At 53.7% G+C, this 20,918-nt stretch carries 20 protein-coding genes, 1 tRNA gene and 1 other RNA gene; 8 read left to right on the top strand and 14 right to left on the bottom strand.

The annotated features are described in order from the left end of the window. Nucleotides 1-16: 16 nt before the first annotated feature. Nucleotides 17-1,672, top strand: a complete 1,656-nt coding sequence (locus CpATCC19410_RS05750) for a CYTH and CHAD domain-containing protein (protein ID WP_013242346.1) — start codon at nt 17-19, stop codon at nt 1,670-1,672. A gap of 65 nt (nt 1,673-1,737) precedes the next feature. Here CpATCC19410_RS05750 and CpATCC19410_RS05745 read toward each other — a convergent pair whose 3' ends face one another. Beyond that, nucleotides 1,738-1,923: a hypothetical protein gene (locus CpATCC19410_RS05745; RefSeq protein WP_013242347.1), complete on the bottom strand. Its 186-nt coding sequence runs from the start codon at nt 1,921-1,923 to the stop codon at nt 1,738-1,740. 224 nt (nt 1,924-2,147) lie between these two features. On the opposite strand from CpATCC19410_RS05745, the gene CpATCC19410_RS05740 reads away from it, so the two are divergent. Next, on the top strand, nt 2,148-3,437 hold the full coding sequence (locus tag CpATCC19410_RS05740) for a galactokinase family protein (RefSeq protein WP_013242348.1): 1,290 nt from the start codon (nt 2,148-2,150) through the stop codon (nt 3,435-3,437). Here the strand turns inward: CpATCC19410_RS05740 and CpATCC19410_RS05735 are convergent. The 6 genes from CpATCC19410_RS05735 to cobC all read right to left on the bottom strand — a co-directional run bounded on the left by CpATCC19410_RS05735 (nt 3,434) and on the right by cobC (nt 9,735). After that, nucleotides 3,434-4,819, bottom strand: coding sequence for an RNB domain-containing ribonuclease (locus CpATCC19410_RS05735; RefSeq protein WP_013242349.1), 1,386 nt, complete (start codon nt 4,817-4,819; stop codon nt 3,434-3,436). The genes CpATCC19410_RS05740 and CpATCC19410_RS05735 overlap by 4 nt on opposite strands. A gap of 89 nt (nt 4,820-4,908) precedes the next feature. Beyond that, an RNA gene (rnpB, locus tag CpATCC19410_RS05730) (RNase P RNA component class A) lies at nt 4,909-5,321 on the bottom strand. Between the two features lie 65 nt (nt 5,322-5,386). Then, complete coding sequence (locus CpATCC19410_RS05725) at nt 5,387-6,544, bottom strand: bifunctional RNase H/acid phosphatase (protein WP_013242351.1); 1,158 nt, start codon at nt 6,542-6,544, stop codon at nt 5,387-5,389. Next, nucleotides 6,544-7,260, bottom strand: a complete 717-nt coding sequence (locus CpATCC19410_RS05720; protein ID WP_013242352.1) for a zinc ribbon domain-containing protein — start codon at nt 7,258-7,260, stop codon at nt 6,544-6,546. Before CpATCC19410_RS05720 ends, CpATCC19410_RS05725 begins: the two co-directional genes overlap by 1 nt. Before the next feature lie 178 nt (nt 7,261-7,438). Beyond that, a complete protein-coding gene (locus CpATCC19410_RS05715) occupies nt 7,439-8,596 on the bottom strand; it encodes a Nif3-like dinuclear metal center hexameric protein (RefSeq protein WP_013242353.1) in 1,158 nt (385 codons plus the stop codon). Further along, nucleotides 8,593-9,735: an Rv2231c family histidinol phosphate aminotransferase CobC gene (gene cobC, locus CpATCC19410_RS05710; protein WP_014401299.1), complete on the bottom strand. Its 1,143-nt coding sequence runs from the start codon at nt 9,733-9,735 to the stop codon at nt 8,593-8,595. The genes CpATCC19410_RS05715 and cobC overlap by 4 nt, the downstream gene beginning before the upstream one ends. Nucleotides 9,736-9,765: 30 nt before the next feature. Between cobC and CpATCC19410_RS05705 the strand changes: the two genes are divergently transcribed. The 3 genes from CpATCC19410_RS05705 to CpATCC19410_RS05695 are packed head-to-tail and all read left to right on the top strand — an operon-like array spanning nt 9,766 to nt 11,851. After that, complete coding sequence (locus tag CpATCC19410_RS05705; protein ID WP_013242355.1) at nt 9,766-10,410, top strand: HAD-IA family hydrolase; 645 nt, start codon at nt 9,766-9,768, stop codon at nt 10,408-10,410. Continuing rightward, a complete protein-coding gene (locus CpATCC19410_RS05700) occupies nt 10,397-10,900 on the top strand; it encodes a low molecular weight protein-tyrosine-phosphatase (RefSeq protein ID WP_440132327.1) in 504 nt (167 codons plus the stop codon). The genes CpATCC19410_RS05705 and CpATCC19410_RS05700 overlap by 14 nt, the downstream gene beginning before the upstream one ends. 6 nt (nt 10,901-10,906) lie before the next feature. Continuing rightward, nucleotides 10,907-11,851 (top strand): SURF1 family cytochrome oxidase biogenesis protein, encoded by a 945-nt coding sequence (locus CpATCC19410_RS05695; protein WP_013242357.1) that lies wholly within the window; start codon nt 10,907-10,909, stop codon nt 11,849-11,851. 15 nt (nt 11,852-11,866) lie between these two features. Here CpATCC19410_RS05695 and cbiB read toward each other — a convergent pair whose 3' ends face one another. The 3 genes from cbiB to CpATCC19410_RS05680 all read right to left on the bottom strand — a co-directional run bounded on the left by cbiB (nt 11,867) and on the right by CpATCC19410_RS05680 (nt 13,551). Continuing rightward, nucleotides 11,867-12,847, bottom strand: coding sequence for an adenosylcobinamide-phosphate synthase CbiB (gene cbiB / locus CpATCC19410_RS05690; protein ID WP_013242358.1), 981 nt, complete (start codon nt 12,845-12,847; stop codon nt 11,867-11,869). 120 nt (nt 12,848-12,967) lie between these two features. Continuing rightward, a tRNA-Val gene (locus CpATCC19410_RS05685) sits at nt 12,968-13,040 on the bottom strand. Nucleotides 13,041-13,113: 73 nt separating this feature from the next. Continuing rightward, entirely contained in the window at nt 13,114-13,551 is a 438-nt protein-coding gene (locus CpATCC19410_RS05680; RefSeq protein ID WP_013242359.1) for a DUF3052 domain-containing protein, read from the bottom strand. 172 nt (nt 13,552-13,723) lie between these two features. Here CpATCC19410_RS05680 and aceE point away from each other — a divergent pair, with 172 nt between their 5' ends. Continuing rightward, complete coding sequence (aceE, locus tag CpATCC19410_RS05675) at nt 13,724-16,459, top strand: pyruvate dehydrogenase (acetyl-transferring), homodimeric type (RefSeq protein ID WP_014300842.1); 2,736 nt, start codon at nt 13,724-13,726, stop codon at nt 16,457-16,459. 84 nt (nt 16,460-16,543) lie between these two features. Here the strand turns inward: aceE and CpATCC19410_RS05670 are convergent, their stop codons facing one another. Continuing rightward, nucleotides 16,544-17,509, bottom strand: coding sequence for an alpha/beta fold hydrolase (locus CpATCC19410_RS05670; RefSeq protein WP_014300843.1), 966 nt, complete (start codon nt 17,507-17,509; stop codon nt 16,544-16,546). Nucleotides 17,510-17,580: 71 nt separating this feature from the next. Here CpATCC19410_RS05670 and CpATCC19410_RS05665 point away from each other — a divergent pair, with 71 nt between their 5' ends. After that, nucleotides 17,581-17,886, top strand: coding sequence for an acyl carrier protein (locus CpATCC19410_RS05665; protein ID WP_014300844.1), 306 nt, complete (start codon nt 17,581-17,583; stop codon nt 17,884-17,886). Then, complete coding sequence (locus CpATCC19410_RS05660) at nt 17,886-18,707, top strand: HAD-IIA family hydrolase (protein WP_086591955.1); 822 nt, start codon at nt 17,886-17,888, stop codon at nt 18,705-18,707. Before CpATCC19410_RS05665 ends, CpATCC19410_RS05660 begins: the two co-directional genes overlap by 1 nt. Nucleotides 18,708-18,724: 17 nt before the next feature. Here the strand turns inward: CpATCC19410_RS05660 and CpATCC19410_RS05655 are convergent, their stop codons facing one another. The 3 genes from CpATCC19410_RS05655 to CpATCC19410_RS05645 form a co-directional block, all read right to left on the bottom strand. Further along, the gene (locus CpATCC19410_RS05655) at nt 18,725-19,087 is read right to left on the bottom strand and encodes a hypothetical protein (protein ID WP_013242364.1); all 363 of its coding nucleotides are present in this window, start codon (nt 19,085-19,087) and stop codon (nt 18,725-18,727) included. 179 nt (nt 19,088-19,266) lie between these two features. Further along, nucleotides 19,267-20,076, bottom strand: coding sequence for a serine hydrolase domain-containing protein (locus CpATCC19410_RS05650; protein WP_013242365.1), 810 nt, complete (start codon nt 20,074-20,076; stop codon nt 19,267-19,269). A gap of 5 nt (nt 20,077-20,081) precedes the next feature. After that, nucleotides 20,082-20,843: a trimeric intracellular cation channel family protein gene (locus CpATCC19410_RS05645; RefSeq protein WP_014300846.1), complete on the bottom strand. Its 762-nt coding sequence runs from the start codon at nt 20,841-20,843 to the stop codon at nt 20,082-20,084. Nucleotides 20,844-20,918: the final 75 nt, after the last annotated feature.

Here is a 20,918-nt window from a genome sequence, read left to right as displayed (position 1 = left end):
TGGTAGAACTCAAAGCATGGGAATAACGCAACAGCTTGAGGTAGAAAGAAAATTTTCAGTAGCAGACGACCAACCTGTACCGCAGCTCGTAGACATCGCTTATGTATCTCACGTTGCTGAGACAACAGTTCACTCATTGTCCGCACTGTATTTTGATACCCCTGACCTCAGGCTGTCCCGCGCAAAAATCGCGTTAAGGCGTAGAACAGGAGGAAAAGACGCTGGATGGCATCTTAAAATCTCCACCCCTGAGGGACGAGTAGAAACGCATGTCCCGCTTGGCGACGATTCAGTAGAAGCCCCTTGTATTCCTGAAGATCTACTCGCTTTTGTCCGTTCCATCACTCGAAGCCAACCCCTCGCTCCCATCGCCAGAATTGACAATGAACGGCACGAGTCGCTGTTAACAGACGACAAGGGGGAATATCTTGCAGAATTTTGTGACGATCATGTGCACGCCTGGTCATATTTGCCTGGCGGATCAGAGTCACGGTGGCGGGAGTGGGAAATAGAGATAACTGCTTATGCCCAAGACCAAGGCCTAGGGACAGAGCTCATCGATTCTGCAGAAACTGTGCTGGTTGAACAAGGAGCACATACGGCGCGATCTTCTTCCAAGATTGCACAAGCTCTAGGTGATTCCGTCAATAACGTTCCATCTCCCCCGCAGATGGCAGAGCTCGACCCAAAGTCTCCTGAATATGCACTAGTAGCTGCATTAAAACGTAACCGCGACAGACTCGTAGCTTTAGATCCATTGGTCAGACAAGATGCGCCCGATTCTATTCATCAAATGCGTGTGGCTACACGCGAATTACGTAGCCATATGAAGACATTTGATGGCCTGCTTGGGGGAAAAGAATACAAACAGATGGAAAAAGACCTCAAGATTTTTGGGCGCATCCTTGGCTCAGCCCGGGACGCCGAGGTGATAGCAGCTAGGTTTGAAAAGCTTCTTAGCCTCAACAGTGATCGTCTAGTGGACTCCACAACCTCAGAATTCTTGCTAAAAGATATCCAACGCGATTATTTACTAGCTCACCGCAGAGTTGTTTCTACGCTTAACCACCAACGCTATCTTGACTTTCTAGATTCTCTAGATTCTCTCTTAGCTGAGCCTCCGGTTCTCAGAGAGGACACAACCTTTGGACAAGAAACCCCGGACGAGTCCCATTCTGAGGCCATTCTTTTCCATCATCTAGAAAAAACTATGCAACGTTTATATGCACAGGACCGGAAAGCGCGCCAAGAACAGCACGATCCCGCGATTTCGTTGGAGCGTCGAGAAGCCAATTTTCACAATGTCCGCAAAGCAGCTAAAAAACTCCGTTACTCCGCCGAGGCTGTTGGCGACTCTACTTCCTTAAACACCGATAAATTGTATGCTGCATGTAAACATCTCCAGACGGTGCTCGGCGATTTTCAAGATGCAGTTACTTCCCGAGATCGCTTATATGAAAAAGCACTGCGTGCAGAGCGCAAGGGAAACCCAACCTTTGGATATGGTGTCTTGCACCAACAAGAACATCAGAATGCTTTGAGTGCCCTCGACGACTACTCAGAGGCCTTTTACAAGGTGACCAAGGCCTACCGAAAGTTCTCTAAAAACGTAGAAAAGTTCCACAAAAAGGCGCAAAAGAAAGCAGCGAAAAAATCACGGAAGCGCAACTAGGCACTTCGGTTTATAACACTCAGAGGCGGCCCTTATACAGACCGCCTCTTTCCTGTCACAAAGGATTAATCCTCCCACTTCTCATCGGCGGCATCCGCGGCCTCATTGCGCTCTTTTACTTTATCCAGAGCGTGCTCTGCTTCTTCCTTCGTGGCATAGGGCCCCATCCGGTTCTCAAAACTTGAGGTTTTCCCCTGCTCCACTTGCCCAGTGGCTTGGTTGTAGAACCACTTTTCATCTTCATGGTGCATACTAAAACTCCTTTTATCAGGTTTTGAACCACTCTTTCTAGAGCAAGGCTATGCTGCCAGAATGCCACTAACACAGTGGTGGTGTCCACGGTATTAAAGATCTGCAACGTGCTTGTGCAGGGATGAGCCACGGTAGCCTCCTAACTTTTGTAAAACCACTAAAGTAAATGAAGCGTCGCGCACATCACCGCGCCGTCGATCGTTTTCACGTAGAGGAGCTCCGTATGCCAGTGTGGCCCCATCCAGAGGTCAACGTTGTCGACCATGCAATGCAGCTGCATTCTAGCCGTGTCGGATGCGAATCTGGCCTGATTTCTGCAGCATCAGCGCCGGCAACATGGTCCTTGATAGGCGATCACACAGATCATGCTGGAGGTGTGGTCTTAACAAGTTTGTCGGACTTGCGCACTGCCGTTTCAATTTCCCCACGGGGGGATGATCACGTAAACGTGACCTCCTACCAACTCACACACGCCGGCGAGCTATCGGAATTACCTCCCACCACGGTCTCACTCGATGCGGTGGCGCATTGGCAGTCTTCTCTTAGTTCCACGGATGACCCTGACGCACAGGTTTTTGCGGAGGCACCGGAAAATACGGAGGCTTCGCGGCTTGCGGTTCTGGTTTACACCATGGTGCATCGCCAAATGCTCAGCCGGGATTCACGCGGCTTTGATGTCACGGTGATCAGTCAGATTCCACCTTGTGCGGGCTTGGGCGAGAATGAGGCAATGCTGGTGGCTGCTGCACTGTCTCTAGCCGGCAACTATGAAGATATTGATTCTGCTCCTGTGCGCGCAAAGTTTGCCGAGGTCTGCTTCCAAGCTGCTATAGCCATGGGTGACCGCCCGGTATTACGGGCGCGCTTTACCACTGCTTTGCGAGGGGCCGCCGGGCAACTCAACATCATCGATTATGCCGATGGTTCGATCACGCAAGCCGCGCATCCAGTAGGCGACCCCACTGACACTGTCGCATTGGTTGTAGTTCCTCCCAATCATGCAGACCGCACCCAAGAAGTGTTGCGTCGAGAGCGGTTTATCGCTGAGGCAACCAAAGCTTTCGCAGCGGAGAGTTTGAGAATGCTCCCGGACTCGGAAAGCCGGGTGATCGACTGGCTGCGCGCTGTGCATGAGATTAAGGGACCTGACAACGTCCCTTCTCTGTCTGAGGCAACCCAGTGGCTAGAGTTTTTGACTACGGAAACCGCAGCAGCGCTAGAGCTGACACAGGCAGTTCGTTCCCGAAGGCACACCGACATGTTCCCATTACTGGGTGCCTCGCAAACGAACACAGAAAAGCTCTATAGCATCACGGGAGCGGACTCTGCGCTAGCCCAACTGTGTATGGTCCGGGGTGCTCTTAGCGCCCGCAGCGCCGCAGCCGGTTTATCAGATGCGGTCATTGCACTAGTTGAGCGTTCTCACGTAGAAAACTTTGCTGCTGATGCCGCTGCGGACGGCCTTATTGTTGTGGAGCTTCTCAACGGCCACCCGGCAACCTCAGTGTCTTAGTCCGCAGGCCAAGCGAAACGTATCTCGCGTTTCTCCACATCGGTGCTGATCAGCGTTACAGTTGTTTGCTCCCCAACAGCTGGCAGACCCAAGCATTCTGCGATAACGGGCGGATCTTCTACAAAGATCCTAGAGCTCGCGCCCGCCTCATTATTGCTTAGAACCACAGCTTTGAAATTATGTCCGACCCAAGGAGAAAGCACTGTGGCTTCTGTGAGGTCAAGGCATGCCTTATCCACTGCACTAGCCGTGGCGCTACTGTGCTTCATCGCAGCTACTGCCTCGGGGAGCGTTTCCGTCACCCAAGCAGGAATCGGCTGGTCGTGGTACAAAGACAAGCATATTTCTGTGGCGTATCGGTCTATGAGACGCCTCAGCGGCGCGGTGACATGAGAATAATAACCGCCCACTCCTGCGTGGACTTCGGCGGTGTCTTCTCCCAGGACCCGGTATTCGGCGCCTCTCAATAACTTCTGCGCGGCTCTCATAAGCACCATCGACCGCGGTTCCTCCAGAGAAATACTGTCAAGGTCTATGTCTGCGGGGAAACCCAGCACTGTTGCTTCTTGTGCAAAAGCCTCTAGAGCACTTTTCTTGGCGGGTGCAAGAGCGCGTAATACGCCTACGCCATGCTGAGCCATCAAGTTTCCGGCACACATCCCGGCCAGTAAAGAAATCTCTGAATTAGCATCCATAGACTCATATCGAGGCTCAATCACGAGGTGCATCTCCCCGTCCGGTTCTTTTTCTACGCTTTGGCTCGGTATACGCAAATTAATTGCGGTGGACCGCAGCTTACTGCCTCGGCGTAACCGCCCGACCTCAAATAGATAAAGAAGTGAAGGGTGTAATGAGCCATCCGCATGATCTTGTTGGACTTGTTTATAGTCAAATCGAGCGCGGCTACAAATTAACGCCCTATCGATCCTAAAATCAATGACTTCTCCTGCTGGGTCGATGTCAATGGTCCACAGCACAGCTGGCCGTTCCGCTTTGGGCAATAAACTAGCGGCCCCCTCAGACAGGACGGCCGGGTGCAATCGCGCCGGCTCATCCGGGAGATAAATTGTTTGCCCTCTGCGCAAAGACTCCTGCGCTACGAGATTGTGCTCCCCATAGTTAAGAAAGGCGGCGACGTCGGCGATTGCGTAAAAGACACGAAACCCCTCAGGTGTCTTCTCAATGCATACTGCTTGATCGAGGTCCTGCGACCCAGGCGGGTCAACCGTTACTAACTCAATATCGCGCCGATCTATTCGGCGGTCCGGGAGGGCGTCGACAAGCTGCAGCGCCTGGTCTTCCACTTCTTTAGGAAAACGCGTGGTCACTCCAAATTCATCCGCGATCGCACCGAAATCAAGAAATGCAGCGTAGAGCTTCATACTTTCTGATCATGGCATACTCTTGGAGACTCCGCCTGTTCAACTCCTAAACAGACCTCAACAGACCTCTTGAGAAAAAGAATATGTGGCGAATGAGCCAACCTATAAGCCGGATTCTGTATCCCCTTTTTAAAAAAAAGGATGGCGATCATCCATCTGGACGTACCATCGCTGGCCGCCTCAAGCAGCTACCCACGGACTCAAGCGAGCAGCTCTCAAACATCCGTGCAGGCATACTCAAAGAATACGCCCTAATGCCTTGCTCCCAGTGGGGTTTACCCAGCCAGGCTAGTCACCTAGTCTGCTGGTGCGCTCTTACCGCACCGTTTCACCCTTACCCAGAAAAATCTAGGCGGTCTACTTTCTGTTGCACTTGCCCGCAGGTCACCCTGGGTTGTTGTTAACAATCACCGTGCTCTGTGGAGTCCGGACTTTCCTCGACCTCAGGCCAACACGCTAGGAATGCGGCGGTACCTGGAGTCGCGATCGCCCAGTCGGCTCATTCGCTGTTGTGACTCTACTACTATGCTCCCCAAGCTGCTAATTCTGCAGGATTAGTACCTGAATTTAGCGTAGATAAGACGTGTCATTGACCAGGCGAACACACGTGGGGCCGTCTGAGTAAAACTCCGCGATGGACAAAGACGCTAAATCAAGGTGCATACGATGGAACATCCCAGCTGGAGCATCAAGAGCCTGACGCACGATGGACTTAATTGGGGTTACATGGCTGACCACGAGGACGGTCGACTCCCCATATTCACGCTGTAGCTCTTCCCTGGCCTTTTTGATCCTCCGATGAGCCTGCACAAGTGATTCTCCGCCGGGGGGAGCAATCTTGGGGTCCGCAAGCCATTGCTGATGCAGCTCCGGGTCGGACTCATGGGCTTGGCTAAAAGTCAGACCATCCCATTGCCCAAAATCCATTTCTCTCAGCTCATCCACCGTCCGGATATCACTCATCCTGAGAGATCGTGCAACTGCCGCCGCCGTTTCCTGGCAACGCTTGAGCGGAGATGCCACAATCACGTCAATTCCCCCACGGGAAGCGAAGTATTGGGCAGCGCACTCTGCTTGATATCGCCCTAAGTCAGAGAGGCTTGGGTTGCTGAGTCCGCTGTATTGGCGAGCCGCAGACATCGGGGTTTGTCCATGGCGTAACAAAAGGAATCGGGTGGCTTCTGTAGTAGCCCCGTTCCACGTTTTTGGTGCAGTAGCGTGCCGGTCTCCAGCACACTTATCTTTTTCTTCTGCAGGATCGGTGCTAGTTGCTGCGGATTGAGGCTGGTCTCCTAGCTCCAAAAATCCCGGTTGCGCCCCCTTGGCCAAAGCATCCATAGCCTTGTTGGCCAGCTCATCTGCCCGCGCATTCTGATTACGGGGAATCCACGTGTACGTAATAGACGCAAATCCTGAAGCTATGTGTTGACAAGAAAGAGCGAGCTGTTTCATGTCGGGGTGTTTGATTTTCCAGCGTCCCGACATCTGTTCCACCACAAGTTTAGAGTCCATGAGAACATCCACTTCTGTGGCTCCAAGCTCCCGAGCAGCAGTCAGCCCGTTCAGGAGGGCATGATATTCCGCAACATTGTTGGTCGCAGTGCCCACGACATAAGCCAATCGACGCAGAATTTCGGTATGGGTTGCGTCAAAAAGCACGGTCCCAGACCCCGCAACACCTGGGTTTCCGCGAGAGCCTCCGTCTGCTTCAATAATGACCTTCATCAGCTGGCCTGCCTCACAAGGTAGCTTCCGCAATCGGGGCACTGAGGAAGGACGTTCATAGGAGCATTACGGATCATGGAGATGTCCGCTGGTGGAAGGATAATAAAGCATCCGCCGCAGCTGCGTCCGTTAAAAGCAGCCACTCCTACGTCATTAATCTCACGCTGCGAATCAAACTCCACAATAATTTCTTCCGGCAGTAGGTCTCTCAGCTGAGTGATTCTTTCTGCTTGAGTTGCAGCGGTGGCATCTACGGGAAGAGCATCCAAGGCTCTGCGCGCCGCCTCAATCTTGGTATCGGTGTCCACGACTCGCGCCTGGTTCACTTCAAGGTTATTGCGCAGCGCATGGATCTCATTATGAGCCTCTTGCAGCTCGCCCATAAGGTCGGCGATGCGAGACTTGGCGGAATATATGTCGTGCTGAATATCGCGCCGCCGCTCGATGTCGATCTCTGCGGTGAGCTGTCGTTTACCGTCTTGTTCACGGCGACGTAGTTTGCGCTCGTCTTCCTGAATACGGCGAATCTCCAACTCCATGTCGTCGACAGCCATCTGGGCGGCAGCAGCGGCTTCACGGTTACCAGACTGCTCGCTGATCAAACGATCGAGTTCTTCTTGCTCTTCACTTACTTTTGGCGCCACATTCGTGGATGCCGCACGAGTGATAGTGGACAGCTCCAGCAGCAGAGGTTGTAATTTACGATCAAGCTTCATCAGAGTCCTTACCTTCAGGTTTATGTAGTCTTTGTCCAGTTATCACGATCTGCGCGCCCGACAGCAACGAGCTCAAGCAAGCTTTTGATCTTAACCTTTTCCGAACAAAGGAAGAAACGACCACGACATCGCTTTAAGCTTCTCGACGCCCACCTTATAATGCCTTTTCCTCGACCGATTACGGAAGCACTGGCTGCGGGTGCGCCGACAGCGTCCACGGATCGGTTCTGATGGGCAAAATATCCACCTCAACGCCCGGCAACTCGCGCTTGAGAATCTCTGATGCCTGCGTTGTCCACGGATATTCGCTAGCCCAATGTGCTGTGTCTACAAGAAATGGGCCCCCAGCACGGCGCGACTCATCGGCGGGGTGATGGCGTAAATCAGAGGTTACGTACACGTCGACGCCTAACCGCGCTACGTCGTCAAGGAAGGAGTCCCCTGCACCAGATGACACAGCGATCGTCTGTACCAGTGCTTCGGGGTCTCCTGCGGCACGCACTCCCCAGCTTGTTTCTGGCAGCGCATCAGCTACTTGTTGAACAAAATCGGCAAAAGATATGGGTTCTGGCAGTGTGCCTATCCTGCCGAGTCCCTGCGCTTGAGAGAGATCCTGTGTGTCTTCCATACTTATAACGTCAAAAGCCGGTTCCTCATAGGGATGAGAATCACGCAGTGCCGTCATAATCGCACTACGCACAGCGCGCGGTGCAACAAATTCCACTCTTGTCTCAGGTCCCTTGTGGAGATCTCCGGGGACTCCGCTGTAAGGAGTGGCGTCATGTTGAGGAAGGAATTGACCTGTTCCTGTGATATCAAAACTACATTCCGAGTATTTCCCGATATTCCCCGCGCCTGCATGGAAAATCGAACTCTTGACGGCTTCTACGGCCTCCGCGGGCACCTGTACTCCCCATTTGTCCATTCCCTGTGGTTTGGGTTGCACGGGGCGGCCCGGAACGATGCCAACAAGCTCAGCGAGTTTGTCATTTACGCCAGGTCGCGCAGAATCCGCATTAGTGTGAGCTGCGAAAAGTGCCACTCCTCCACGGATCAAGGTGTGTAGTACTTTTCCCTTAGGGGTATCAGCGGCCACGGAAGTCACGCCACGTAGCAGCAGCGGGTGATGGACTATGAGCATGTCGGCTTCTGCTTGAACTGCAGCCTCCGCGACTTCTTGTGTGCAGTCAAGTGCTAAGACGATTTTGTGTACCTTTTGCTGAGGATCGCCACAAATAAGACCTACTGCATCCCATTTTTCTGCAAGATACGGCGGGTACGCCTTATCCATGACAGAACGCACACCTGCAACTGTGGTCTGGATATTCTGCGTCACTTCGGGTCTACTCCAATCTGCTGTAGCTTTGTTACCAACTCACTAACGTACTCGCGGGATCGCACTGCTAAGCGCCAATAGCTTGAATCTAGGCCAGGGAAAGTGTCGCAACGCCTCACCGCGATACCGTGGCTCAACAGCTGCCTACGCATATGTTCAGCATCCCCCCGCATCTCTTCTGGTGGTTGGACAAGAATAAAAGGGGCTGCCGACGGAACTACCAAGCGAAAACCCGCTTGTTCCAGCTGCTCAACCATGTCTTCTCTATGCCGGGTTACAGCGGTTCTCAATGCCTCAAGCTGCTCAGCCCCTGTAGTCATGATGGACTGAATAGCCCGAAAAGCCAGACTTCCCACCGGCCAATGGGCTCTTCCTTGAGTGAGCTTGTGAATCACCGCGGGGCTTGCCACCAGATAGCCCACCCGCAATCCAGCGATTGACCATGTCTTGGTAAGACTCCTTAGTACTATTACGTCATCAAAACCAGAATGAGGATCCCCCGCTTTTCCTGCTCCTATCATCGACTCCGTTTCTCCCACGATGTCCATGAATGCCTCATCCACAACCAGATATCGCCCGTGAGATCTAAGCTCACCGAGCTGTTCACAACTATGGAGCACTCCCGTGGGATTGGTGGGGTTGCCTATTACCACCATGTCTGGTTCTGTAGTCCCCGTCGTTTCTGAGGAAAAGACATTGTCCAAAGTGAAGGGCTCGGGAAGAACGATGCGCTGGATTTCCACCCCGGCATGAAAAAGCACAAGGTCTGGTTCGCTGAAGCTCGGGTGGATGAGTGCTGCCTTAGCGGGGTTGAGCTTAGGCAGCATGGAAAAGCCTTCAGAAGCGCCACACAGAATAAGAACGTGATCAGGGGAAATTCCATGATATTGAGCTATCTTCTGTCGCGCAGCCGCATCCTGCTCAGCATGGGGATATCCGGCAAGATGAGAAAGCTCAGCGGTCAGATCCGCCACAAGCCATTCCGGTGGAGTTGGTTCTGCAACGTTAACGGCAAAATCCAGCCGCGCACCACGTGCATCAATATCACCATGAAGCCGCGATAATGGTGGGACAGCGTGAGCGCTTGATTCCTGCTGAGCGGCAGGCGTAGCTAAGGCATGGGGAGAACGGGGTAACACTGATCCGAGTTTAGTGGGAAACTACAAAGTATGAGCACTCTTCTGATTGACCTTGATGGCACTATCGTTCGCTCCTATCCCGGTATTCGAACAAGCTTCATTGAGTCGATGAACCATATTGGGCATCCTGTTCCTGACGAAGATTGGCTTCACCGTATCCCCGGACCGCCTATGGATGAGACCATGTGGTCCTTAGGGCTGCCCCCGGACACAACATCTGCAGCCCTCAAAGCTTTCCGACACCACTACGATGGCGGTGGCTGGCGTGATTGCGAGCTCTTTGCCGGTTGGGCCGAAGCTCTACCCGAATGGAAGTCACAAGGTCTCCGCATCTGCACGGCAACAAGCAAGTCTGAAAGCCTAGCGCATAAAGTTTTATCAGAGCTAGGGGCGGCTCAGTACTTTGACGTCATCGCTGGTGCGGATGCTGCACAGGGGAGAAAGACAAAAGCACAAGTTATTGCCCATGCTCTGCGATCCATGAACATAGAAAATACGCATTCAGATATCCTCATGATCGGAGACCGCTTCCATGACGTCGAGGGAGCCCGCGAGTACGGGATACCAACGGCTCTGGTCGGCTGGGGTCATGGCAACCCGAGCGAATGGGAAACCGCACACTTTTATGCCTCTGATATGGCGGATTTGAAAGGAATTGTCCGTGACTTCTTCTGACCTCCACCCCCATAGTTCCCTTCACATTGTGTTTGTGTGCACCGGTAATATCTGCCGCTCACCGATGGGAGACGTGATCTTGCGCAGTGTCATAGAAGACGAAGGATTGGCACCATACGTCACAGTAAGCTCATGTGGCACGGGAGGGTGGCATATCGGGCAAAAAGCAGACAAACGCGCACTGACAGAACTCCGCCGTGCTGGTTACGATGGCGAAAGCCACAGGGCGGCACAGCTCGGGGAAAAACACGAAGATGCAGACTTATTTATTGCGCTCGATACCGGGCACCGCAATGCGCTGCTTCGCTATGGATTCGATCCCGATAAAATCCGACTGCTACGTACCTTCGATCCCGCGGCGCACACTTTTGATGTAGAGGATCCTTACTACGGCGATGCCCAAGATTTTGAGACTGCCCGCGTACAGATTGAGTCTGCGATGCCGCAGCTCCTAGAGTGGATCAAACACAAACTCCAGGAGAAAAGGTGATCAACCGTGTTTAGGTCTACAAGGCGAGCATCTGGGTGGCGGATTTTTCTCAAACCTGGCTGGGTGATCACCGCAGTCTTAGCAATTGCGTTTTCTTACTTTGCCATCACTGTGCTCTCCCCTTGGCAATTAAACAAAGATCATGACATCGTTGCCCGCAATAACCATATTGAGCAGGCCTTTGAAAACGATCCTTCCCCCATCACTGATCTTTTTGATGGCTCGGGCAATATCAAGGGCGATAACGAGTGGATGCGCGCCACATTAACGGGACACTATCTCCCGGATAAAGAAGTCCTATTACGATTGCGCCCTGTTGATGGCGCACCCGCTTATCAGTCGCTTGTTCCTTTTCAATCCGAAAACGGCCAAACGCTACTGGTTAACAGAGGCTTTATTCCGCTTGAGGCCGGAAAACCTCCACGCTTAGACAAGGCCCCCTCCGGGAAGGTGACCATCGTGGGCCATGCGCGCCATAACGAGGGAATCCCCGCGACGCCACCGCTCACAGCAGATGGCTACACGCAGGTGAACGGAATAAGCACAGAGCAAATCAGTACGCTTATCCACGCCACCTTAGGGGTTGATTATCTCCAACTAGCAAGCGACCAACCCGGTGAAGTCCACGCCATGCCAATCCCTAAGCTCGATCGCGGCAATCACTTGTCCTACGGATTCCAGTGGATCGCTTTTGGCATCATGGCCCCGCTAGCATTGATCTACTTTATTTGGGCTGAGATCAAAGAGCGCCGCCGAGCCAAGGAAGAAGAGGCTCAAATGCAAGGCTCTGCTTCAGACGCTGCTAAGGAAGACAACGTAGGTGCTACCACTAGCGTTATCCAAGAGTCTGAGACAAAGACAGATCGCGTCGCTGCGACTATGCGCAGTAGGTATGGCAGCACCCGGACTACTGCCCCACGGAAACGCGATCACCGTCGAGATAACTTCTAGAATCATTTTTCGCGTTTAATCATTTAAATAACGGCCTCGTTGTACCCGCGCTCGTGATGCCACTTGTTGGAGGGCTACCACGGCCAAGGCCACCAGTATCTGAGTCCACCGCGACAGTGATACAGCGGTTGTAATCGTCTCTACGCTAGGAGCTGGACCAGTGCCTAACACCGGGCGCATTTCTATGCCGTGAGGGTACTGGGTAGCGCCTCCGAGTTGTACCCCCATAGCGGCTGCCGCCGTTGCTTCTACAGGCCCCGCATTCGGGCTAGGGTGCTGGGGAGCATCCTCACGCCAAGCTCGCAATGCATCACGTCCACGCCCCCTCATCGCTGCGGCAACCACATGCGCCACGGCGGTAACTCGTGCAGGAACATACGCGAGGGCGTCGTCAAGCTTCGCTGCAGCCCAGCCGAACTCGCTATAACGCTCGTTTTTATACCCAACCATCGCATCCAGAGTGTTCACACACCGATGCCCCACTACTGCCGGAGCACCAAAAATAGACCAGAACAAAGGTGCAATGGTGGCATCCGAGGTGTTTTCCGCCAGCGATTCCACTGTTGCACGCGCAATCCCTTGTTTATCAAGCTGATCCGGGTCTCGAGAACACAGCCATGGTACGAGGGAACGGGCCGTGGAGATATCACCTTGAGCCAGTGCTCGAGCCATCCGCATGCCGGTTTTCTCCAAGGTAGTTCCCCCCAATGCTCCAAAAAGAGAAGCGGCAAGCATAAGCCGGGGCGCGCGTCGCGCCACCCAAGAGCTAAGGATGACTGGAGGAAGGACGGTAACGGCAACAAAAACAGCGCCAGACTTCTTGTTGGGGCGATACAACCGTTTTTCTGTGTACTGAGCATAACGGCCAAAAATCGCCACGGGGTGCCACCTGCCGCCGGGGTCCCCCAGCAGCCTGTCGAGGGCAACTCCGGCGATTACTCCCCACGCAAGTGATTTTTGGGGATACTGCTTGGGATATGGGACTAGATCGGGCATGTTAGTGCTCTCTCCCTTTTTTCAATCGAAAAGGGGTGAAACTGCCAAATGGCGCTTCAACGATGACCATAAATACATAAGCGGCGACTCCTATTTTTAAGGAGCCGCCGCTTATCTTTGTGCGCCCTGACGGGATCGAACCGCCGACCTGCTGGGTGTAAACCAGCTGCTCTTCCAGCTGAGCTAAAGGCGCATACTTCCGATACATCAGACCTGCTGAGGCATCGGAAAGAATATTAACACAAAGAAGTACTAGTAATGCAAAGTCACTGCTTATTGCCCCTTTGTACCAAGCAAGAGCCTTGCCAGGAACCAAGTCTTTCGGCTTTTGTTTGCACGAGACCTGCCAGCTGAGCAGACTCGGAAATCTCACCCGGATCAAGCGCACCGGTTTTACCGGCCCCCGGGCTAAGCAACCAAATTCGGCCGTTTTCAGCGAGAGGTCGCACGGCATCGACTAGTCCATCGACCAAGTCTCCGTCGTCTTCGCGCCACCACAACAAGACAACGTCGCATGCTTCGTCCGTGTCTTCGTCGAGAAGCTCCTCGCCGATAATATCTTCTAGTGCTTCACTTATGGAGCTATCGCAGTCTTCGTCCCAGCCGACTTCTTGCACTGTCATGCCGGCGGTGACACCAAGGCGGAGAGCGTGGTTTACGCCTACGGCCTCAGAATTCTTCTCCTTGAAATCTTGAGCGTTCATCGACAATAAACTCTACAGCCATACGTTCATTTTCTCTTCTTTTCATGCTGGTTTTCAGGAAAAACTTGATCAGTGCGCAGTAATACCCCCCTAACACGTATCCTGTAGATCGAACCGTGTGTCGATGCATGACCCACGCGTCGACAGATTTCTCTCTACTTGGAGGTGGCGAATGCCTGACCCAACCATTGGGAAGCGTCCTGAGGACACTAACTTCGCGTTGATTCGCGATGGCGTGGCTTCTTATCTCAACGACTCGGATCCCGAGGAAACCCGCGAGTGGCTCGAATCCCTCGATGGGATGCTGGAAGGATCCAGCCTCGAGCGTGCCCGCTTCCTAATGCTCCGTTTACTTGAGCGAGCATCTGCTCGCCGCGTTCCTTTACCCCCAATGACCTCGACGGATTACGTCAATACGATTCCCACCACCATGGAACCAGAATTCCCAGGCGATGAGGAAATCGAGAAACGCTACCGTCGTTGGATCCGATGGAACGCTGCGATCATGGTGCACCGCGCACAGCGTCCAGGGATCGGCGTAGGCGGACATATTTCCACCTATGCAGGCGCTGCACCGCTCTATGAAGTCGGTATGAACCACTTCTTCCGTGGCAAGGATCACCCCGGCGGAGGAGACCATATTTTCTTCCAGGGCCATGCGTCACCGGGTGTCTACGCCCGCGCATTCATGGAAGGTCGCCTCACAGAAGACGATCTTGACGGCTTCCGCCAGGAAGTCTCTCGCCCACAGGGGGGACTGCCTTCCTACCCCCACCCACACGGGATGAAAGACTTCTGGGAGTTCCCCACCGTGTCGATGGGCCTCGGCCCCATGGATGCCATCTATCAAGCGCGCTTCAACCGCTACTTGCATAACCGTGGCATCAAGGACACTTCTGAACAACACGTCTGGGCCTTCCTCGGCGACGGTGAGATGGACGAGCCAGAGTCTCGTGGCCTCATCCAGATGGCCGCGCTGAACAACCTGGATAACCTCACCTTTGTTATCAACTGCAACCTGCAGCGTCTCGACGGCCCCGTCCGTGGTAACACCAAGATCATCCAGGAGCTTGAGTCCTTCTTCCGCGGCGCTGGCTGGTCAGTGATCAAGGTTGTCTGGGGTCGCGAATGGGATCAGCTTTTCGAGGCTGACAAAGAGGGTGCCCTCGTCGATCTGATGAACACTACCTCCGACGGCGATTTCCAGACCTTCAAGGCTAACGACGGCGCATACGTCCGCGAGCACTTCTTCAACCGTGACCCACGTACTGCCAAGCTTGTTGAAGACTGGACAGACGAGGAAATCTGGAATCTCCGCCGCGGCGGCCACGATTACCGCAAGATTTATGCCGCTTATAAGCGAGCAATGGAGACCAAGGATCGTCCTACGGTGATCCTCGCCCACACGATTAAGGGCTATGGTCTTGGACACAACTTCGAGGGCCGCAACGCGACCCACCAGATGAAGAAGCTCACCCTCGACGACTTGAAGAAGTTCCGCGATAAGCAAGGCGTTCCTATCACCGACGAGCAGTTGGAAAAGGATCCATACCTCCCGCCGTACTACCACCCCGGTGAGGATGCTCCGGAAATCAAGTACATGCTCGAGCAGCGCAAGAAGCTTGGGGGCTTTGTTCCTGAGCGTCGTGAGTCCTACACCCCTGTGGAGGTCCCACCACTAGACAAGCTTCGCAGCTTGCGTAAGGGTTCCGGCAAGCAGCAGGTGGCCACCACTATGGCTGTGGTCCGTGCATTCAAGGAACTTATGCGTGATCCTGAGCTAGGAAAGCGCATCGTCCCGATTATTCCTGATGAGGCTCGTACCTTTGGTATGGACTCCTGGTTCCCCACCATGAAGATTTACAATCCTCATGGCCAGAACTACGTGCCAGTTGACCATGACCTCATGCTCTCTTATCGCGAGGCATCAGACGGGCAAATTCTGCACGAAGGCATCAACGAGGCGGGCTCTACCGCAGCGTTTATCGCAACGGCGACCTCTTATGCCACCCATGGTCAGGTCATGATTCCGCTGTACATCTTCTACTCGATGTTCGGCTTCCAGCGCACTGGTGATTCCTTCTGGGCTGCAGGCGACCAGATGGCTCGCGGATTTATCCTCGGCGCCACCGCTGGCCGCACCACACTCACGGGTGAAGGCCTCCAGCACATGGATGGGCATTCCCAGATCATCGCGTCGACCAACCCCAGCGTGGTCTCCTATGACCCTGCATTCTCCTACGAGATCGCGCATCTGCTGCGCGAGGGCATCGACCGCATGTACGGCCCAGGCCGCGGCGAAAACATCATGTACTACCTGACCATCTACAACGAGCCTATCTCTCAGCCCGCAGAGCCTGAGGATCTCGATGTAGAGGGCCTCCACAAGGGTATCTATCTTTATGAGAAGGCTCAGGGTGGCGAGCACGAGGTTTCCTTGCTTGCCTCCGGTATCGGAATGCAACAGGCACTACGTGCTCGGGATATCCTGCGCGATGAATTCAACATCGGCGCAAATATCTTCTCCGTCACCTCTTGGGTTGAGTTAGCACGAGAGGGACAGGAAAAGAACCGTCAGGCTCTGCGCCATCCAGAGACAGACCCAGGCGAGGCCTTTGCTACGACTCAGCTGAAGAAGGGCAACGGCCCTTACATAGCAGTCTCCGACTTTGCCACGGATCTCCAAGAGCAGATCCGCAGCTTTGTCCCAGGCCACTACACCACGTTGGGTGCAGACGGTTTTGGCTTCTCCGATACCCGTCCAGCGGCCCGTCGTTTCTTCAACATCGACGCAGAGTCTGTTGTTGTGGCTACCCTCAACGCACTCGCTAAAGAAGGCAAGGTTGATCGTTCTGTTGCCGCCGAGGCAGCACAGCGCTTCCATCTCACCGACCCAACTAAGGCATAATTACGCGTCTTGATTGCGCTAAAGGCCGGTGCCCGCACTTATGTGTAGGGCACCGGCCTTCGGTGTTTTTAGACAGAACGGGGGTCAGGCCGTGTGTGTTTTCCCCACGGAGTGAGCATGTTCGATCATCTGATCAATCGCTTTATTTACTATCGCAGGCTGCTCCAAAATAATCATATGCCCGGCATGTGGAGCTACTTGTAATCCCGCATTGGGCCATAAACTTACAATCCTTTGTGCTTGGCTGAGCGGGGTGACTGAATCCTTTTCTCCCACGATCACCACGCCTTCTATTCCGCTGAGGAGCGTCGCCCCCTCCGCTTCCTCGTGTTCTTGTAGGGAATCAAGGAATCCCACGTATGTGGAAAGAGGGGTCTCATTAATTAGCTGAGCGTGGAAATCAATAACGCTGGGAGGCATGGGAGTCTGAAAGACAGTCACCGCCAGAGTGGGAGCCACCAAAGCAGCTATGGCTTCTCTGAGGGTGGCGGTTTCTGCTGGGGAGGCCTCCGCCGCGTTACGGATTTTCTCTGCTACGGGTAAGGCGAGGACTTGAGGAACTCCTTGGCTGGCAAAGGAGTCTACTGCTGTGGCCACTAAGACTAGGCCGGCAGTGCGCGCCCGAAATTCGGGGTAACGACGTAAGAAATTGATGGCCACCATTCCACCGAGTGAATGGCCGACTATCACAAGAGGCCCCTTGGGCTTCGCTGCTTCTAAAACGCGCGCTACATCGTCCGCAGCCCCTTCAAGGGTGCAATCTTCTACGGAATACTCCCCCGTGTTTCCATGTCCGCGTAAATCCATGAGAAGACAGCGGGCTTCATGCGCAACGTGGGCTACTTGCAGGTGCCACGCTGAGGCCGCCAACGTAAAGCCGTGGATAAAAACAACGGTGACGTCGGCGTCCTCGGGACCATCAAGGTAATAGCGGATCCTACCGGCTTTGCGGGATTCGCTATAAAACCTGTCATGTGGCGTGCTGTGTTTCTTTGCATGGGCAAGAGCTTGTCGACGCCGGCCCTTGCGAGTCAATCGAGGCAGTCGCATGCGTTTGAGCCTACGCCTGCGTAAAGTCGGAATTGTCCTTAGCCCCTCCCTCATCTCAAGGAGCTCTACTCGTGGCCTCGCTTCAAGACCAGCTTCTCAAGCTGCAAGACAAAACTTCTGACGCTGCCTCGCCAGGCACAGCTGCTTCTACCAGTGAAAAAGCCATCGCAGTACTCGCGCTCTTAGGAGTGGACAAAGAAAGCGCAGTCCCTTCCGCACGCCTTGATTCCCTCGGAATAACTTCCCTTGATCGCATCGAACTTACTATTCGGATAGAGGAGCACTTTGGGTTCCGTACAACGGATACTGCGGTTTTTGCGCTGGAAACGGTACAAGATCTCATCGATTATGCGGAGCACAAAGGAGAGCAGCACTAATGACCATTTCCTATCTCACCGACATGGATGGCGTTCTGATCAAAGAAGGCGATATCATCCCCGGGGCAGATCGTTTCCTTAACAAACTCATGGACAATGACATTAACTTCATGGTCCTCACAAATAATTCGATACACACCCCCAGGGACCTCTCCGCGCGGCTTCGTCACATCGGTCTTGTTATCCCTCCAGAGCGCATCTGGACTTCCGCTAAAGCAACTGCCACGTTTCTTAGCAGCCAGACTGGCGGACATGGGAAGGAAAGAACCGCCTATGTTGTGGGGGAATCAGGCCTGACTACGGAGCTACACGATAACGGCTGGATACTTACTAATTCCCACCCAGATTTTGTTGTTTTGGGAGAAACTCGAACTTATTCTTTTGAGTCGATTACCACCGCAATCAATCTGATTTTGGAGGGCGCGCGATTCATCTGCACCAACCCGGATGTCACGGGCCCAGCACCTCAAGGGATTTTGCCGGCCACCGGCGCGGTAGCACAGCTGATCACAGCCGCAACAGGCAAGGAGCCTTACTTCGTGGGAAAACCGAATCCCGTCATGATGCGTTCTGCGCTAAATAACATCGGTGCTCACTATGAGAACACAGTGATGATCGGCGACAGGATGGACACGGACGTGCGCTGTGGCCTTGAAGCCGGAATGCGAACAATTCTAGTCCGCACGGGTATCTCTGATGATATGGAGATCTCCAAGTATCCGTTCCGCCCCACCAAAGTCATAGACTCGATTGCTGATCTCGCCGAGTCCTTCCTTGACCCCTTCGGCGACGGATACTACGCCCCTGACGCAGAACGCTGATTCAGCAGAGCACTGATTCAGACGTATTCCCCGGAGCGCACCGGTGTCCGGGGGTGCGTGGTAAAGCTTTGCGCCCCATTGGCATAAAAGATCTCAACATCGGCGTAGAAGCCTTCGTCGACAGATAATTGCACGACGGTGTCACGGAGTTTCTCAAACTCTTCAGCCGTTCCGTTGAGCACCTCCCTGCAGTCGACTGCGCGCGGATAAAACGCGTTGCGTCGCCAGGTCGTGCACCAAGCTGCGTTGAGCTCGTCCACGCCGGGTAACGCGTCAATCGGTTCCGTCGCAATATTTTCTACCATCGCAGATTCCACGGTCAGTCGCCATTTTTTTGGCATTCCTTCCACGCGGAGAACCGCAAAAACCTGTTCTTGCATGAGCACCGTTTCACAACTCAACGCTGATACGCATATCAACGTAAGACGGGTTTCGTCTTCCCCAACGATCCCGTGTGATGCCGCTCGATAACGCGATTTTCATGCATCACACGCCCCACGCTCAACTCTCAATAACTGGTTTATCCCCCAACACACAGCCCCATTTATTCAATATAAAGTTAAGGTTGAACCATGTGCCACACGGTATCATTGGTCTTTGCCCAGGGTTCTTTAGCCCATGCACCAAAGGGGCGGTCGGTTAATGCGACCATAGCCACACCAGATTCCGGAACCATCCACAGGTATGTCCCCGACTGCCCAAAATGCCCCACCGTATTCGCTGGCATCTGAGTTCCCGTCCAGTGAGGATCCTTCTCCCCTTTAATCTCAAATCCCAAGCCCCACGGGCATGGCTTATACATTCCGTACCCCGGAACGATGCCATTAAGCTCCGGGAATTGAACACTGCAGGCCTCAGAGAGGGTCGCAGGAGCCAGCAGCCGAGGATTAAGAAGCTCGCGGGCAAAAGAGACTAAGTCCGCCACAGAGGATCGCCCCTCATGCCCGGCAGAACCCCACAATTGCGTTGAGCGCATATCCAGGGGCTGAAAAACTGCTTCGTCGAGGTAATCAGCAAAAGCCATGCCAGATTCTTCTTCCACAGCAGCAGCCAAGAGCTCAAAACCAAAAGAAGAATAGATGCGTCGACTCCCCACTGGCTTCACAGGATCACTGGATTTAAATCCCACGCCAGACGCATGCGCCAGCAAATGGCGCACCGTCGAGCCAGCGGGTCCTAGCTCCTGATCTAGTTCAAAAACACCCTCTTCAACTGCTATAAGGAACCCATAGGCAGCCAGCAACTTTGTCACACTAGCTAGTTCAAAAACGCGATTACAGTCCCCTGTACTAATCAGACGATCCCCTGAAATCACTGCGCTTGCGACGTTATCCACCGGCCATGTGGCTACCAGCTGTTCTAGTTCCATACGTCCTATCCTAAGTCGAAGTCGCCCTCGATTTTGCGCTTTGAGCTCCGGCCGCGGATAAAGCCACGGCGCTCACTGCGCCGAACCAGAGCAGCCACCTGGGCAGCAGTCATGTTAACCGGCGCCCACTCGGAATTTCGGAACAAAACCCATCCGCGCCAATACGCCACGATTGCTAGGCCCGCACCCAGTACCGGAGAAACCATCATCCCCAAAGCATAAAATCCAAAATTGCTAAAGGTAACCATGCTTATCGACGCCACCAAAGCCGGCACCGCATACAACGGACCACCGCCGAAAATGCCAGGCACTTGCCCCGTACAAATATCCCTAATCATTCCGCCGCCTACGGCTGTTAGAACCCCCATAAAAACCGCACTAGTAAGCGGCATACCAAAGTTAAGGGCCTTTACCGCCCCAGTAACCGACCACACTCCTAGAACGATTGCATCACCATTGACCTTGAAAATTTCCCAGGCTCGCCCTTTGAAATTAATGACCAAAGCCAACAGCGCCCCTGCAATAGCCAATAGCAAATAACGCGAGTCCGCAATAGCTGCGGCTGTTCCCCTCTGCATGAGGACGTCGCGAAGCATGCCACCGCCGAGGGCAGAAAATAATGCTAGAAAAACAAAGCCAACAGCGTCATAGTCGCGCTGGCGGGCAATCGTGCCGCCAATAATCCCGTTGAGTACGACGCCGATCAGATCAAAGGTGGCGTACATCGTCAGAATGTGGGGATCAACCGTATTCACTTGGACAATCATAAAACAAGTCCATGGTCTGTCTTTCCAACGCATCAGAGTACGGCGTGGCGCCCCTAGTCTCACCGCTGCGGCCGA

This window comes from Corynebacterium pseudotuberculosis (assembly GCF_002155265.1).
GTDB classification, from domain to species: Bacteria; Actinomycetota; Actinomycetes; order Mycobacteriales; family Mycobacteriaceae; genus Corynebacterium; species Corynebacterium pseudotuberculosis.
The sequence above is the reverse complement of the archived record's forward strand: the minus strand, read 5'-3'. Positions and strand labels throughout refer to the sequence as shown.